The 15,374-nt window shown below is 49.8% G+C and carries 13 protein-coding genes; 7 read left to right on the top strand and 6 right to left on the bottom strand.

Annotated features, from left to right (window positions below):
* Nucleotides 1-145 precede the first annotated feature (145 nt).
* The 5 genes from AC2YIT_RS23120 to AC2YIT_RS23100 all read right to left on the bottom strand — a co-directional run bounded on the left by AC2YIT_RS23120 (nucleotide 146) and on the right by AC2YIT_RS23100 (nucleotide 7,934).
* Nucleotides 146-3,268 carry an efflux RND transporter permease subunit gene (locus tag AC2YIT_RS23120; RefSeq protein ID WP_487280724.1) on the bottom strand — a complete coding sequence of 1,041 codons (3,123 nt, stop codon included), beginning with the start codon at nucleotides 3,266-3,268 and terminating at the stop codon, nucleotides 146-148.
* Nucleotides 3,269-3,293: 25 nt separating this feature from the next.
* A complete protein-coding gene (locus AC2YIT_RS23115; RefSeq protein ID WP_430844035.1) occupies nucleotides 3,294-4,346 on the bottom strand; it encodes an efflux RND transporter periplasmic adaptor subunit in 1,053 nt (350 codons plus the stop codon).
* A gap of 77 nt (nucleotides 4,347-4,423) precedes the next feature.
* Complete coding sequence (locus AC2YIT_RS23110; protein WP_487280723.1) at nucleotides 4,424-5,755, bottom strand: TolC family protein; 1,332 nt, start codon at nucleotides 5,753-5,755, stop codon at nucleotides 4,424-4,426.
* 84 nt (nucleotides 5,756-5,839) lie between these two features.
* Nucleotides 5,840-6,307, bottom strand: a complete 468-nt coding sequence (locus AC2YIT_RS23105; protein ID WP_487280722.1) for a MarR family winged helix-turn-helix transcriptional regulator — start codon at nucleotides 6,305-6,307, stop codon at nucleotides 5,840-5,842.
* Between the two features lie 157 nt (nucleotides 6,308-6,464).
* Nucleotides 6,465-7,934, bottom strand: coding sequence for a M48 family metalloprotease (locus AC2YIT_RS23100; RefSeq protein ID WP_430844031.1), 1,470 nt, complete (start codon nucleotides 7,932-7,934; stop codon nucleotides 6,465-6,467).
* A 400-nt stretch (nucleotides 7,935-8,334) separates the two neighbouring features.
* Here AC2YIT_RS23100 and AC2YIT_RS23095 point away from each other — a divergent pair, with 400 nt between their 5' ends.
* Both AC2YIT_RS23095 and AC2YIT_RS23090 read left to right on the top strand, forming a co-directional pair.
* On the top strand, nucleotides 8,335-9,195 hold the full coding sequence (locus AC2YIT_RS23095; RefSeq protein ID WP_487280721.1) for a lysophospholipid acyltransferase family protein: 861 nt from the start codon (nucleotides 8,335-8,337) through the stop codon (nucleotides 9,193-9,195).
* Between the two features lie 29 nt (nucleotides 9,196-9,224).
* Nucleotides 9,225-10,136, top strand: a complete 912-nt coding sequence (locus tag AC2YIT_RS23090) for a TIGR01777 family oxidoreductase (RefSeq protein ID WP_487280720.1) — start codon at nucleotides 9,225-9,227, stop codon at nucleotides 10,134-10,136.
* Between the two features lie 104 nt (nucleotides 10,137-10,240).
* On the opposite strand, the gene AC2YIT_RS23085 is transcribed toward AC2YIT_RS23090, so the two are convergent.
* On the bottom strand, nucleotides 10,241-11,734 hold the full coding sequence (locus AC2YIT_RS23085) for a M61 family metallopeptidase (RefSeq protein ID WP_487280719.1): 1,494 nt from the start codon (nucleotides 11,732-11,734) through the stop codon (nucleotides 10,241-10,243).
* Between the two features lie 107 nt (nucleotides 11,735-11,841).
* Here AC2YIT_RS23085 and AC2YIT_RS23080 point away from each other — a divergent pair, with 107 nt between their 5' ends.
* The 5 genes from AC2YIT_RS23080 to plsX all read left to right on the top strand — a co-directional run bounded on the left by AC2YIT_RS23080 (nucleotide 11,842) and on the right by plsX (nucleotide 15,319).
* Nucleotides 11,842-12,507 (top strand): hypothetical protein, encoded by a 666-nt coding sequence (locus AC2YIT_RS23080; protein ID WP_487280718.1) that lies wholly within the window; start codon nucleotides 11,842-11,844, stop codon nucleotides 12,505-12,507.
* Between the two features lie 84 nt (nucleotides 12,508-12,591).
* Nucleotides 12,592-13,224 carry an acetyltransferase gene (locus AC2YIT_RS23075; RefSeq protein WP_430844025.1) on the top strand — a complete coding sequence of 211 codons (633 nt, stop codon included), beginning with the start codon at nucleotides 12,592-12,594 and terminating at the stop codon, nucleotides 13,222-13,224.
* Nucleotides 13,225-13,268: 44 nt separating this feature from the next.
* A complete protein-coding gene (locus AC2YIT_RS23070; protein WP_487280717.1) occupies nucleotides 13,269-13,880 on the top strand; it encodes a YceD family protein in 612 nt (203 codons plus the stop codon).
* Between the two features lie 174 nt (nucleotides 13,881-14,054).
* Complete coding sequence (gene rpmF / locus AC2YIT_RS23065; protein WP_015813599.1) at nucleotides 14,055-14,249, top strand: 50S ribosomal protein L32; 195 nt, start codon at nucleotides 14,055-14,057, stop codon at nucleotides 14,247-14,249.
* A 131-nt stretch (nucleotides 14,250-14,380) separates the two neighbouring features.
* A complete protein-coding gene (gene plsX, locus AC2YIT_RS23060) occupies nucleotides 14,381-15,319 on the top strand; it encodes a phosphate acyltransferase PlsX (protein ID WP_430844021.1) in 939 nt (312 codons plus the stop codon).
* Nucleotides 15,320-15,374: the final 55 nt, after the last annotated feature.

Genomic DNA, 15,374 nt, shown 5'->3' with positions numbered 1-15,374 from the left:
ATCTATAATTATTACGGCGCTCTGCGCCTGGCTTTATGGTCCAGGCGCAGAGCGCCGTAATAATTGTAGCAGGTGCAGAGCACCCAAGATATTTATAGGTGCAGCGCACCGTAACATTGGGTCACGGTATGCCGCAAAGCGAATACTACGCCTCCAAAACCATCTCCTCTTTCACTTTCCGCTTCTTTCGCCCTGCAAACCGCTCCTTAATCTTATCTACCACGTAATATGCACTAGGAACCAGGAACAGCGTCAGCAATAGTGAGCTGGTCAAACCACCGATAATCACCCAGGCCATACCATTCTTCACCTCGGCACCGTCGCCGGAGGCCAATGCGATAGGCAACATACCTGCGATCATCGCGATGGTGGTCATCAAAATCGGGCGGAGACGTTCCTTGCCTGCTTCGATAAGCGCTTCTTTCAACGCATATCCTTCTTCTTTCAACTGGTTGGCAAAGTCGACGATCAGGATCGCGTTTTTAGCAACCAGACCGAGGAGCATGATCATACCGACGATCGAGAAGATGGTCAAGCTTTCCATGGTCAATGCGAGGGCGGTCAATGCGCCTACGAGTGCAACCGGGATCGAGAAGAGTACCACAAATGGGTAAATGGTACTTTCGTAGAGCGCTACCATAATAAGGTAGATCAGAACTATACCAAGTAACAATGCCACTCCGAGGCTGCCGAATGCATCGGCCTGGTTTTTCAGGTCACCGCGGTATTCGATGCTAATGCCTTCGGGGAGCTTCACTTTCGCCATTTTGGCCTGAATATCGGCACCGATGGAACCCGATGGGCGGCCTACTACCTGCGAATTGATGGTGATCGACGACAGACGGTCGATGCGTTGCAGTACACTTTCTCCCATTCCTTCCTTCACGGTTGCGAATTGCGAGAGCTCGAAGGTCTGGCCCTGATTGTTCACGAAAGTTAGCTGACGAATGTCGTCGGCCTTCGAGCGGTCGAACTGGTCGAGATTAACCATAATATCGTACTCCTTGCCATTTTGCTTGAACTTCGAACGGTCATCGCCGCGGAATGCGGTTTGCAATGTAGCCCCTACTTCGGCGGCATTGATGCCGAGCTGCGCCATTTTCTCACGGTCGAGGGTCACGCCTACTTCCGGTTTCGGGTCGTCCACCGAGTAATCCACGTTGGAAGTACCCGGCACAGAAGAAACGATATCTTTCACTTGCGCGGCAGTTTTACGGATCACGGCCATGTCGGTACCTTTCACGGCTACCTGGATCGGCGCCTGGTTGGCATTACCGGTGATCGAGGTCGGGGCTACGGTCACTTTTACGCCCGGTATTTGCAGGATTTCTTTTTGAATACTCTGACCAAATTCCTCAGACGAAACAGTACGCTCTTTTTTATCTACTAGCTGAACCGTCAAATCGGCGATGTTGCTGTTGGAAGTGGTTCCCAAACCGGTACTGCTGTAACCTAGGTTGGTAAATACTTTGGTTACCTCTGGTTTCGCCAAAAGAAGTTTCTCTACGCGCTGAGCAACCTGGTTGGTCTGATAAACGGACGCGGTAGGCGCCAGTTCAATCGACACATTCAACTCCCCGCGGTCGCTTTGCTGCATAAATGCTGCTCCCACGAATCCCCCCGGCACCAATGCGATGGAACCAACGATCAGGAAGATCGAAAGCAGGAAAATATAGCGTTTGTGCCCCAGTACCCATGTCAGAATCCGACCGTATTCATCTTTTACATTATCCAGGAATCTTTCAAAGCCGAGGTTCAAACGGCCCCAAAGGCTGTTTTTATCCAAAACTTCCAGCTTGCCGAAACGTGAGGCGAGTAATGGGGTCAATGTAAATGACACGAGCAAACTCATCAATGTCGAGAATACCACCACCAGCGAGAACTCACGGAGAATGTTACCGATAAGACCCTGCGTCAATGCGAGCGGCACGAATACCACCACGTCCACAAGGGTAATCGCTAAGGCCGTAAAGCCAATCTCCGCCCGACCATCCAATGCGGCTTGCCAACGGCTCTTGCCCATTTCCATATGACGGTTGATGTTTTCCAACACCACAATAGAGTCATCGACGAGAATACCGACCACGAGCGAGAGTGCCATGAGCGTCATCAGGTTCAGCGAGAAGCCCATCAGGCTCATCAATATGAATGTCGGGATCATCGACGACGGCAGCGCCACCAGGATAAACATCGAGCTACGGAAACTATGAAGGAACAAAAGCATCACCACGGACACGATCAGTACCGCGAGGCCCAAGTCAAACACCACCGCATTGGCCGAAGCTAACGTATAAATGGATTGGTCGGAAGCAATATTGAACTTCAACCCTTGTGCTTCATATTGTTTTTCAAGACTCGTCAGGCGCTCGCGGGTGAACTTGCTCACGTCCACTGCATTCGCATCAGATTGTTTCTGGATTTGCAATGCAACCGACGGACGGCCATTGATGTGGTTCACAGCCGTAGCATCGGCCACGCCGTCGTACACCTCGGCAATGTCACGCAGGAAGATCTGCCCACCGTTCGAGGATTTACCTACAATCACATTTCTAAGATTGGCAACAGTAGTGAGCTTGGCATCGAAACGGATAGACAACTGGTCTTCCTGCGTTTTCACCTGACCAGCCGGGTAGGAAGTGTTCGCATTGTTGATCGCAGCCGAAACCTGGCTGATCGACAAATGATAGGCCTTCAACTTATCCTGACTGATATTCACCTGGATCTGGCGCTCGGTACCACCGATAATGGTAACCTGGCCCACGCCGGTCACGTTCGAAAGCTGCGGTTTCAGCTTGTCGTCGATCAAATCGTACAATGCAGACGGCGATAGGTTCGCAGTCACACCCATTCTCAAAACCGGAATTTCGTCGGTCGAGAACTTGTTGATTACAGGGCGATCGGCATCGTCGGGCAGGAGCGAAATCACCTGCTCCACTTTCCGTTGCGCCTCTTGCTGCGCCAGATCGACGCTAACGCCTTGTTTCAACTGGATAATTACAGATGAAACGCCTTCCTGCGAAGTCGAGTTGATCTGGTCCAGCCCTTCAATGGCCGATACCGCGTCCTCGATATGCTTCGTGACGTTCGTTTCGACCTCGTCGGCAGAAGCTCCGCGGTAGGTCGTCATCACGCTCACAACATTGGCCTCAAATTTAGGCAACAAGTTGTAAGACAATTGGTTGTAGCTAATCAAACCAAACAGTATCAGTACTACGAATACTACGGTTATGAAGAGCGGTCTCTTTACGGCTACTTCGGTAATTGACATAATTCTTTCAGTTTGCTGATGAAGATTATTTTGTAACGGTAACCGCAGCGCCTTCGCTCAGGTTGATCTGTCCGGTTGTAACCACTGTCTCGCCGGATTTCAGGCCGCTCAATACTTCCACGTTATCGCCTACTTCGCGGCCCACCTCGATTTTACGTTGCTTCGCCACACCGCCTTCCACCACGTACACATACGGGTTACGCACGCTCTCCACGAGCGCGCTACGTGGGATCAGGAGTGATTGTGTGCTGCTTTTTTGCTGAAATTCAACCGTTACGAATGTACCGGCTTTGAGTTCTGTCGAGTTTTTCACGGTAATTTCTACCGGGTAGTTATGCGATTCGTCGCCTTGCGGAGCAATGTAGGAAATCACGCCGTCGATTTTCTTGCCCGGGAAAATGCTGGTGCTCACCTGCACATGCTGTCCTTCTTTGAGCTTGTAAACATCATTCTCATTGATCATCACCTGCACTTTCAGGCGAGACACGTCGAGGATCGTTCCCAGCGAAGTACCCACGTTCACAAATTCTCCCGGCTCGATGTTCTTCTTTACAATGCGGCCACTGATCGGTGCCTGAATGGACGCGTCGCTGATCTGCTGTTTGATTTGCTCGGCCTGGTTCAAGGCGTTTTCGTAGTTGTATTTGGTATCGTTTACCTGAATTTCGGTGGCCGCATTACCTGCCAGCAATTTGGAATATCGGTCGGTATCCTTTTTCAGTTTATTGATATTCAACTCGGTAGCTTCAAGAGACAGCTCTTTCAGGCGGCTATCCACTTTCACGATGGTCGCGCCTTGCGCCACGTGCGAGCCGAGTTCGTATTTCACAGCCAGTACTTTCCCCGCTGCGGTAGCCATAATTTCAGCTTCTTTAAAAGGAATCAAACTACCCGTACGAATCAGCTGCTGATCGGCGCTCCCCTCCTGCACGGCAACGGCCGTTACCGGAATAGTCACATTTTTATTATCGGGCATTTTCTTTTTCTCGTCGATCTTCGCCTTGTTGGCAACAAGTCGCAAGCCGATCAGAACGCCGATGATGGCAATAGAGCCTATGATGATGAGTTTTCGCTTCATAATTTTGAATGACTGAATGACTGAATGAGTGAATGACTGAATGAGCCAGTGAGTGAATGTTTGTTGATGAAGTGTATTTATGGTAATGCGGTATAAAACTCGTTGAGACTGCCGGTTGACTGCTCCAATCCGAGTTTCGCCTGGTAGTAGCTCAACATGGAATTGATATAGTTGCTTTGCGACTCTTTATATGAAGTTTCCGCATTGAGCAAATCGGTCAGCGGGACGGTGCCTTCGCGGTATTGGAGCGTGGTCACGTCGTACACTTCTTTTGCAAGAGTCACGTTGTTTTCGTCGCTGGCCAGGTTCGACTTCGCTTTTTGAAGCTGGGTCAATGCGTTGCTGTTTTGCAGTTCGTAGTTCTGTACGTTGAGTTTCAACTGCTCTTTCTGCGTCAGCAAATTCAAATCGGCTTGTTTGTATTGCGCGTCGCGGCGGAAGCTGTCGAAAATCGGGATACTCACTTTCAAACCAATGGCGCCGTAGCTGAACCAATTGCCCCATGAGGCACCGAGGTCGTTACCCAGCGCCTGCACGCCATAGCGGCCATAAACCGACACTTTGGGTAAATAACCTGCCTTAATGCGGGCTTTTTCCAGTTGCTGCAAATCCATATTCAGGTTCTGGATCTTGAAATCCGTCAGATTGGAAGCATCGAATGGAGTCGGCTCCACAATTTTGAAAGGCTGGTCGAGCGGATTGTCTGCCAGCACGAGCTGGTCGCTCAGCGGCATACCCATCTGGAATTTCAGCTGGTTTTCGGCCAGTGTAAGGTTACTTTCTGCCAGTGTGAGCTGTGATTTGATATTGTTCAAATTCACCTGGGTGCGGTCGTAATCCACTTTCTTGATTACACCATTGTCGAGTTGCAGTTTCAATGTGCTCAGGATCTGGCTGGTTTTATCCAGGTTATCCTTCAAAAGCGCGATCTGCTGCGAGGTCACAAATACCTGGTAATAGGCATTGGCCACATTATATATGATGGTCTCTTTCGTCTTACGCGAGTTCAATGCGGCATTCTCCTGGTTCGGCTTGTTGGCCTGAATGCCCACCAGCAGCGATTGGTCGAAAATCACCTGGTCCACCTGCGCCGACGCATTGCTCTGGTATTTGGTACCCAGCGCCACGCGGCGGTCCTCTCCTCCGAAAAGCGCGCCCGGCAATACGGTGGATTGCAGTTTCAGGTTATCGTCGAGCGACGCGTTACCTGCCACTTGCGGCAGGTAACCCGCCAGCGCTTCCCGTCCCTGCTGCACAGCCGTACTTTCCTTATACTGAGCTATTTTAACATTCCCGTTATTCTTGATTCCATAGGCAATGCAATCTTTGAGCGTCAGGCGCGTCTGCGCCCAGCCCGGCGCCACTGAGGCGGCGACTGCGATGATTGCGGCTATCCATTTACTTTTCATTTGACCTGTTGTTAATTATTGTGGCTAATGATAGATAGTTGACGCCTCTACTGGTGATATATCAACTATTAAATTAAAAAAATATTATTTGTCTACTACTTTGACGACGCGGTCCAAATAACCCAGGAACGTCGTCCATTCCTGCTCTGTAAAATGCGCCATAATCTGGCTATTGAAAGCGATCGCCAATGACTGAATGCGCTCGCAGACAAACTTGCCGCTTGGTGTAAGCGATATCAGGTTCTTTCTTTTATCCTCAATATCACTTTCAATTTTCAGGAAACCATCCTTGTGCAAAGTCTGCACAGAGCGCTGGATTCCCGCTTTATCTTTTTGCAAAATATTGGCAATGTCCTGCTGCGTGCGCGCCTGTTCCTGGAAATATACAACCATCAGGATAGGCAGCTGCTCAGCCAGCACGGGTATTCCTTCATTGACGAGCTCCGCATTCATTTTCTTGAAAACCGTCTTCGTCACGGCTCCCAATTTAAACTGCAAGGAGTTCTTCAATTCTTCTCTAAGGTTCTGCCAGCTATCTATATTTGCGCTCATGATGATACAAAGGTATATTGTGTTGATATGTCAACCAAATTTTAAAGTGAAAAGTTTCTGGTCTCTGGACTAGTGGTAGAATGGTCAGGATGAACGGTGAACAAAAAGAGCGGCGACATCGATCGTGCCACCGCTCTCATTATTTTGAAAGTATATTTTACCTTCCTAATGTCTTGAACAAAGTACCCTTTGTCACCTTGTCGGTCAGCGCCATTCCGTTCAGGATCGCGAGTTCGTCGAGTTTGCCGTCAGGCTGGTTGTTGTCTTTCAGCAAGTCCCGGAGTGTAGCTTCGCGCTGAGCGGTTTTAATGCGAATGCGTTCCGGCTGGCGGTTGAGGATATTCTGATCCGAAACCGATTTGAAACCCTGCGCCACCGAGCGGAACTGGCCCGCATTCGCCGCAAAATTGCCCGCTGAAGCCACGCCGTGAATGGCGTAAATGTTGCCGCCATACTGGATCAGCCAGGTAGCAACTTGTATCGTGTTGGCTGTTGCAGCCGCTGCCTGGCCGTTCGCATCCTGCTCCGCCTGCTGCGACACCATCGCGATCGCCGGGTTACCGTTAATGCTAGCCTTATTGTTCTCGATGACTTTCAAGCCATAATTCTTCACCACTGCCTGAGCCGCTTCCTCCAATGTCTTACCCTGCGCCAGCGTGAACAGCATCATGGATTTACCGTCCTTCGCCGCCATCTGAAACTGTATCGGCGAGTTTTCATATTGCCACCCGCTGGGCACCGGGAACTGGAATTTCAGCGACGGATGATAGAAAGTGTTATTTTCCACAAATCCCTGCTGCGGGTCGTTGCCGTAAATAATGCCATCGATCTTACGCAGATAAACATCCCGGTTGACAGTGTACTTGCCCGGATGTGCAGTCTGGTACTCGGCTGCCAGCTTGCCCACCTTCTGCATCCTGTCGCCCGGATCGGGGTGCGTTGACTGGAACGTAGGAATGGCCTGGCCTGCTTTTTCAGAAATCCTTTTGAGTGTACCAAAGAAATCGGCCATTTCTTTGGCATCATACCCGATTTTACTCGAATAATCAACCCCTATTTTGTCAGATTCGGTCTCGTGGTCACGGCTGTAACTCAAAAAGAGCAAGCCCAGCGCCTGCTGCGCCTGCTCGCCCATCGCGCGTACCTGCGGGGAGAGGATCATCCCTGCCGCAAGGCCTACCTGACCAAAGATCTGTGAAGTCTGCTGCCGCGCTGAGTGACGAGCGGTGATGTGCCCGATCTCGTGCCCGAGTACGCCGGCAAATTCGGCTTCATTGTTGAAATGCGCCATAATTCCCCTGGTAAAATATACGTAACCGCCGGGCACTGCAAATGCGTTGACGACCGGAGAGTCCACGATGAAGAACTTATAAGGTAAATCGGGCCGGTGCGAAATTTTCGCCATAGCCATACCCTTTTCGTTGATGAAGGATTGCAGGTTTTTATCGTCGTAAATGCCCATTGTGGCTACAATAGACGGGTGCGATTCGGCTCCGAGGGCGATCTCTTTCTCTTGCGACATGAAGACGATCTCTTTTTTGCCCGTCACCGGATTTTTGGAACAACCTGCGAGCATTCCAGCCGCCACAAAAGCCGGCAGAATGCGAAATGCGTATTTCATTTTCATAAAATTTGAAAAATGACTTGAATGAAGGAGATGGTCAAAATTAAATGTTCTCTTGATTTATATGCAAAGAATCATGCCAAATAGTGACTTCGGATGCTGACCGACCTCCGATGGTATGATTTTGAATGGTTGTGCATGAAAGTCATTTATGGCCAGGTGTTGTCATGCATAGTCAGGTGTTGTCATTTGTAGTCAGTGAACAACCAATGACAACACCTGGCCATACATGACAATACATGACAATGCCCGACAGCGAAACGCTATTCGGCGGTCAAAGAAAAATATTTTCCATTCGGCTCGCATATTATCTAAATTACGTCTTCGTCCGCAACCCGGGTGGTAAAAAACTTTTAAAACAAGAACCCTGACTTTCATTGCATGATGCATTCTCTACTGCACTATGAGTTTTAGAAAAATCACATATAGCACGCTTCCCTCCTGGCTCGCCCGGCTGGACTTTTTGGGTTTATTCGAAAAAGACCCGTTTGGCAACTACCTCGCTGTTAAAAGGTTACTCATTTTCATATTGGGCTGGTTTACCTATTACCGCTACACGGCCGTTAATAAAATCCGCATTACCGGCACCGAAAACCTGATGGACCTGCCCGACCAGGGCGTGTTGTTCCTCTCCAACCATCAGACCTATTTCGCCGACGTTATTGCATTCTTCCATATTTTTTGTGCCGTTAAATGGGGCTATAAAGACACGATATCCCCGCCATTTTACCTCCTTTCGCCCCGTGCCAGAATGTACTACGTGGCCGCCGCCGAAACTATGAAAGGTGGTTTTTTACCCAAAGTGTTCAGTATGGGTGGCGCTATTACCATCGAACGATCGTGGCGGGCCAATGGCGAAGATGTAAAACGCCAGCTCGACACCTCCGCGCAGGACCGCATCGGCATGGGTTTACAGCATGGCTGGGTGGTGAGCTTCCCGCAAGGAACCACCAAACCGTATGCCCCTGTACGCAAAGGCACCGCGCATTTGATCAACGACCATCACCCGATCGTGATCCCGGTCGTGATTAACGGTTTCAGAAGGGCTTTTGATAAGAAAGGATTGCGTTTCAAAAAAAGGAACACCCGACTGACGGTACAGTTCAAACCACCTATGCATTTCCACCCCGATGAAACGGTAGAAGAAATGGTTGCGCGCGTAACACAGGCGATCGAGCAGGAGCCGCCGCGCGACGGTTCGCCGGGCAACGATTTGCCGGGCGACGCCTCGCCGGGCGACGGTTCGCAGCACGCTGAAATCTAGGGTGGTATGCTTTTTTCAAACCAGCATTTATGGGAAAGAAAGTACTGATTACCGGCGGTACCGGCCTTATCGGCAGGCGGCTGACGCAAATGTTGCTCGAAAAGGGCTACGAAGTGGCATTCCTGAGCCGTGAAAAGGCCAGTATCCCGTCTGTCCAGGTTTTTGAGTGGGATATTAAAAAGGGTTACATTGAAGAAGGCACATTGGACAACCTACATTTCCTCGTGCATTTGGCCGGTACCAATGTCAGCGAGGGCCGCTGGACAGAAGAACGCAAAAAATCCATCCTCGAAAGCCGAACTGAATCAATCCGCCTCATCGCCCGAAAGCTCGCCGAAAAGCTGCTAAAACCAGTCGCATTCGCGTCGGCCTCGGGCATCAGCTACTACGGCCAGGATACCGGCGATACCAGAAATACGGAAAATACACCCGCAGGCAACGACTTCCTTTCTCATGTAAGTGTTGAATGGGAAAAAGCAGCCGATGAAATCGCCGCATTGGGTATCCGGACCGTGAAACTCCGGACCGGCATTGTGATCAGCAAAGACGGCGGAGCAATCCCCAAAATGACTTTCCCCGCGCGTTTCGGCTTTGGTGCACCACTCGGCTCGGGAAAACAGTGGATGTCCTGGATCCACCTTGATGATATGTGCAGAATGTATATCGAAGCGCTGGAAAACGAAAGCTGGCATGGAGCTTACAATGCCGTCGCAGCTCCGCCGGTGACCAATGAAGCACTTACAAAAGCCATTTGCAAAACCCTAAACCGCCCTCAATGGCTTCCTAATGTCCCTGCATTAGCATTAAAACTGGCTTTCGGAGAAATGGCAGCGGTAGTGTTAGGAGGAAATTATGTAGTGAACGAGCGAATTGCGCACGAAACGGGATTTGAATACCGGTATAGGAAGCTCGAAGAAGCCCTGAAGGCGGAATTGGGATGAACTTCGGCTATTGGCAGTCGGCTATCGAAATTATAAAATCCCTGCATTCGCACGATACATTCCATAAAAAGCCGACGGCCGATTGCCGACAGCCGAAGTCTCGCTCACTCTTCCTCCTCGTCCTCCAACTCCTCCTCTTCAACCGTCAATACCTGCGCCGTTTCCAGCCATTTCTCCCGCTGCACTTGTGCCTTAAAATCATCGAGCACGTTCAGCTGCACATTACCATTGCTGAAAACCGACATTTGCAGTCCTACAAATGCGAGGGCTTCGTTCAGGCGGTCTTCGAGCGGCGTTGCGCTGAAAATGCACTCTTCCCAATACCATTCCAGCGATTCGCCGGCAACTTCTTCTACAATGCCGATGTAGTCTTCAAGCGTGTACCCGATAAATGGCTTGCCAAAACGCACCCATAGCAGCCTCATCACATCGTCCAGCGACTGGGCGTGATTGGTTTTCTTCCTTAAATACAAATCCAGAATAAGCGCTACCAATGCGCCTTTGTGGTAAACCGACACTTTCCGGTTCGGAATGCCTTTTTCGTAACCATCCAACCAAAGGTCGAACGACGACTCCGCAAGCGACTGTGCGGCGTGGGCGCTGCTCTCGAAATGGCGTTTCATATATACCTGCAACTCCTTTACATAAGCATCGTCGTTGAAAACGCCGGCGCGCCTCAGAAAAAGGTCGCCGTAGTAAGTCGTGCAGCCTTCGGCCACGAAGCAGGTTTGGAAGTAGTTCTCTTTGGTAAAATCATAAGGCAAAAGCTCCGCCGGGCGAATGCGGATGATATTCCAGGCATGAAAAAGTTCATGCGAGCTCACGCCCAGGAGGTCGGAATAGAGGCCTTCACCCTCGTCGTCGGGGCCGAGCACGATCATCGTCGAGTTCTGATGCTCCACGCCATGGTAGAATGCGTTGGGTAAAATCAGGTTCAGGAAATGGTAATTCTTTTCCGGGAACTCTCCCATCATCGCGATCTGCTCGCGCGAAAAGCGCCGGAAATCACGCTCGATACGCCGCCAGTTGGGTTTAAGATTTCCATGCATCCATATTTTAAATTGAACACCACGAACCTCATATTCGCATTTCTGCAAGGTCTCGGAAGCCAACATCGGGCTGTCCACCAGTTGGTAAAAGTCTCTCGCCGATAATGCATTCTTACCTGCCGGTGGCAATCCGCAGGCAATCTGGTAACCATCGGGCAAATCGAGTTCTACGCGGTAAGGCTCAGTAATCCGCCCCTCGGTGTACATACAGAAGTTGATGAAATTGAGATACCACAATTCCTCATCTACATAGCTGCTGCCCGCATTTTGAATAGACGCGTAGTAGGTATAATGAATGCGTATCTCGTTTTGACCGGCCGTTCCAACCCGCCACCGGTCTTTGGTTACTTTATGAAGGGGCAGTTTGTGACCAGCGGATGAGATCGCTTCGATAAATTGAATATTTTTGGCGAAGTTTTGAAGCTCGTACCGCCCCGGGCGCCATGCCGGCAGCTGAATTTCGATCTGTTCGCTATTGATTTCGGGGATGGTGTAGGTAATGTCGAGAAAACGGGATTGTGGGTCAGGAACCGAAATGTGATAAAGCATAGACGAAACGCGTGGTGTTAAGAGGAGCCGGAAGCGCAGTATCGGTAGACAAAAATCAGATAGTCCTACGTTACCAGTTACAACATTATAAAATAAACGATTTTAAGATGAAAAGTAAAATTCTCCTGCCATTCCTGTTTCTCCTGGCGGTTTTGACAAGTTCTTCGCTGATGGCGCAGAACGATGAATACTACCGCCCCGATTCGCTTCGGAAGGACCAGCCGGAAAGAAAGGAAATACCTCCTGTTGAGAGAAAACCCCAGGACCAGAAGCCGGTGCTGGCAGAGAAGAAGAAACTAGCCGATTTCGAAGACAGAAAGTTCATCGAAAGGCTGCGCCTTGGAGGCAGCTTTGGACTGAGCCTCGGAACGGTTACAAATATTAACGTGTCGCCCATGGCAGGCTATGAGCTGACCGAAAAGCTCGTGGGCGGTGTAGGCGCGACGATCATGTATTTCCGGTATAAGTATTATGATATCAACACCGCTTATTACGGCGGCCGCGCATTCATGATGTACAATGTGATCCCGCCGGTTAATATTATCGGTGAATTTGAAGCGCTGAATGTGGAAGGATCCTATCAGAAGCGGCAATGGCTGGGTTCGCCGATGGCCGGCGCCTCCTATTCGCAACCCATCGGCGGGAAGTTTATCAAAGCCGTGCATTTAACGGCGCTGTACAATTTCAGTTATGACAGCCAGATCGATAAATACAGCGGACAGAACCTGTCGCCCTACGGCAGTCCATTCGTTTTCAGGGTAACATTCCTGTAAACATTATATTTAAGCTCAATTTTTAAGTCTTCATTTGAACTAACCATTCGGATGAAGACTTTTTATTCAATACCAACATCAATTATGGAAAACCCCGTATTAATTTTTGGCGCCGGCGACCTTGGTATGCAGGCGCTCGATATTTTCAGAAGGAACAATGTAATCGTCTACGGCTTCCTCGACGACCATGCAGAGCTGCACGGTAAGGAGTTCGGAGAAGTGAGCGTACTCGGCAATACCGACGATACCAGCTACCTTAATATAATAGGTTCCAAATGCGAGGCATTCATCGCCATCGGCGAGCGCTCGGTGCGGGAACGCCTCGTAGAATCGCTGAACGAGGAACACAAGAATATGCCCGTGAATGCAATCCACGATAGCGCGGTGATCTCCGGCATGGCGTCGATCGGGCACGGCAACCTCATTGCAGCCCGTGCGACCATCGGTGCACGCACGGTGGTTGGCCATCATTGCCTGGTGCAAACGGGCGCTATTATCGACACATCGGCCATTGTGGGCGATTTCGTGACCATCGGCGCGGGCGCGATCGTAAACGACCGCGTGACATTGGCCGATGGCGTGTTTATCGGTTCGGGCGCAGTGATCGTGGCCGGCATCCAAGTTGGAAAGAATGCGCGGATCGGCGCGGGATCAGTGGTGGTGGAGAATGTACCGGCGGGCGCGACCTATTTCGGAAATCCGGCGCGGAAAATCTGATAGCACACAGATTAGCGGCGGGATGGCAACAATTTTCCGGCCCAATGTTTTTTATTAAACTGAAACACATTACCTTTGCACTCCTTTTGACAGAAAAAGTGAAAGAGCTAAGTAAATACAACATAGACATTTACGGTTTGGAAGACAAACAGTATGACTATGATATGGAGTCTGGCGACGCTTTTTTTGAGGAAATGGAGCAAGATCTGATTGAGCACGGGCACTTTAAAACGCACGTGATCCTCAGCAAATCGGCGACGATGATCCAGCTTCGTTTTCACACAACAGGAAGCGTAACCCTGACTTGCGACCGCAGCCTCGAAACGTTCGAAGAACCGATTGATTCCGACGAACGCATTATACTGAAATTCGGCGATCACAATGAGGAGCTCACGGAAGAGATCGAGATCATCAGCCGTAACACCAACAGGATCAACGTAGCGCGTTATATTTTCGATTTCATCGCGTTGTCGTTACCGGTAAAAAAGCTCCACCCGAGCCTGCGGACAGAGGAAGACGAGTTCGATTTGGAGGATGATGAGGAAGAAGGCACATTAGTGTACACTTCCGGCGGAGAATCGGAGGAAGGGGAAGAAGGAGAGGATGAAGAAAAGATCGATCCTCGCTGGGAAGCCTTAAAAAACTTGAAAAAATAAAAGCCTTCTCTTTCGATCCGTCGGTTAAGACCGACGGTAAGGGGATTAAAGAAGGGACAAATCAACTACCGTCGTTTTAGCTGGCGGGATTGAAAAAGAAAAAGAATCTTTGGCCGTCGATTTCAATCGACGGAAATGAGTATAAAAAGTAAATAACAATAGACCAAAAATATCATGGCACATCCTAAGCGGAGACATTCCAGCACCCGTCGCGATTCACGCAGAGCGCACGATTTCCTTACCGGAAAGCAGTTGGGAACTGATGCTACAACCGGAGAAATCCACCAATTGCACCGTGCACACGTACACGAAGGCAACCTGGTTTACAGAGGTAAAGTTGTAGTTGAGAACTATACTAAAACGGTTTAGTTTCAGTCGATGAGCAATTCAATTTCGCAGCAGCCCTATAAAAGTTGTTGCGAAATTCTTTTTTACTGCGGCACATCTGCTAAATTTACACCTTCGGTTTCTAACTTATTTGTCAAAATAACAGCGTGTAAATGAAAATTGCGGTAGATGCTATGGGGGGAGATTTAGCTCCGCAAGCAATTGTTGAAGGGGTCATTCAAGCCTCTTCTGAGCTACCATCCGAGGCGAGAATCGTTTTAATTGGCCGTGAAAACGTGATCTGGGAGATTTTCAACCAGCACAATTTCACTCCTACTAATGTTGACGTCGTTCACGCAGAAGATGTAATCGAGATGGGGGAACATCCTACCAAAGCCCTTTCTCAAAAGCCCAATTCCAGCATTGGCGTGGGTTTCAAGCTTCTGAAAGAAAAAGAGGTAGATATATTCTGCAGTGCAGGAAACACAGGTGCCATGCACGTGGGCGCCCTTTTCAGCATCAAAGCCATTGAAGGTATTCTCCGTCCGGCCATTGCGGGCCTCGTGCCGCAGGTAGGAGGCGGCTATGCCGTAATGCTCGACATCGGTGCCAATGCCGATTGCAAACCGGAGGTCCTTTCGCAGTTCGGCGAAATCGGCTCGATTTTCGCCCAGCACACTTTCCAGATCGACAAGCCAAGGGTTGCACTGATGAATATCGGGGAAGAAGAGCAAAAAGGCTCCCTCACTTCGCAGGCCACCTATCCCCTGCTGAAACAAAACAAGCGCATCAATTTTATCGGAAATATAGAAGGGAAAGATCTCTTCATTAACAAGGCCGACGTGATCGTTACCGACGGCTTTACCGGCAATATTTTGTTCAAACTCGGAGAGTCTCTGTATGAGATTTCGAAGAAAAGAGGTTTCCAGGACGATTTTATCGACCAAACGAACTACGAGTCCATCGGAGGCAGTCCCATTATCGGGGTGAATGGAAATGTGATGATCGCGCACGGGGTGTCGACACCTCTGGCCATCAAAAATATGGTTGACTGGGCTTACAAGCAGGTGAAATCCAAAGCGTACCTGCACATCGCCCAGGCATTGAGCTAACGACGGATGCTGACAACCACATGACTATGAAAAAACTGAAACTGTCCCTTTTTAC

This window comes from Dyadobacter sp. SRI_021 (assembly GCF_057586235.1).
This window is presented reverse-complemented; position numbering and strand designations above follow the sequence as displayed.

Bases quoted from the DNA above. Each gene is read 5' to 3' on its own strand.
- AC2YIT_RS23115 (WP_430844035.1), bottom strand. From the start codon at position 4,346: ATGAAGCGAAAACTCATCATCATAGGCTCTATTGCCATCATCGGCGTT.
- AC2YIT_RS23095 (WP_487280721.1), top strand. From the start codon at position 8,335: ATGAGTTTTAGAAAAATCACATATAGCACGCTTCCCTCCTGGCTCGCC.
- AC2YIT_RS23100 (WP_430844031.1), bottom strand. From the start codon at position 7,934: ATGAAAATGAAATACGCATTTCGCATTCTGCCGGCTTTTGTGGCGGCT.
- rpmF (WP_015813599.1), top strand. From the start codon at position 14,055: ATGGCACATCCTAAGCGGAGACATTCCAGCACCCGTCGCGATTCACGC.
- AC2YIT_RS23075 (WP_430844025.1), top strand. From the start codon at position 12,592: ATGGAAAACCCCGTATTAATTTTTGGCGCCGGCGACCTTGGTATGCAG.
- AC2YIT_RS23070 (WP_487280717.1), top strand. From the start codon at position 13,269: ATGTTTTTTATTAAACTGAAACACATTACCTTTGCACTCCTTTTGACA.
- AC2YIT_RS23080 (WP_487280718.1), top strand. From the start codon at position 11,842: ATGAAAAGTAAAATTCTCCTGCCATTCCTGTTTCTCCTGGCGGTTTTG.
- AC2YIT_RS23110 (WP_487280723.1), bottom strand. From the start codon at position 5,755: ATGAAAAGTAAATGGATAGCCGCAATCATCGCAGTCGCCGCCTCAGTG.
- AC2YIT_RS23105 (WP_487280722.1), bottom strand. From the start codon at position 6,307: ATGAGCGCAAATATAGATAGCTGGCAGAACCTTAGAGAAGAATTGAAG.
- plsX (WP_430844021.1), top strand. From the start codon at position 14,381: ATGAAAATTGCGGTAGATGCTATGGGGGGAGATTTAGCTCCGCAAGCA.
- AC2YIT_RS23085 (WP_487280719.1), bottom strand. From the start codon at position 11,734: ATGCTTTATCACATTTCGGTTCCTGACCCACAATCCCGTTTTCTCGAC.
- AC2YIT_RS23120 (WP_487280724.1), bottom strand. From the start codon at position 3,268: ATGTCAATTACCGAAGTAGCCGTAAAGAGACCGCTCTTCATAACCGTA.
- AC2YIT_RS23090 (WP_487280720.1), top strand. From the start codon at position 9,225: ATGGGAAAGAAAGTACTGATTACCGGCGGTACCGGCCTTATCGGCAGG.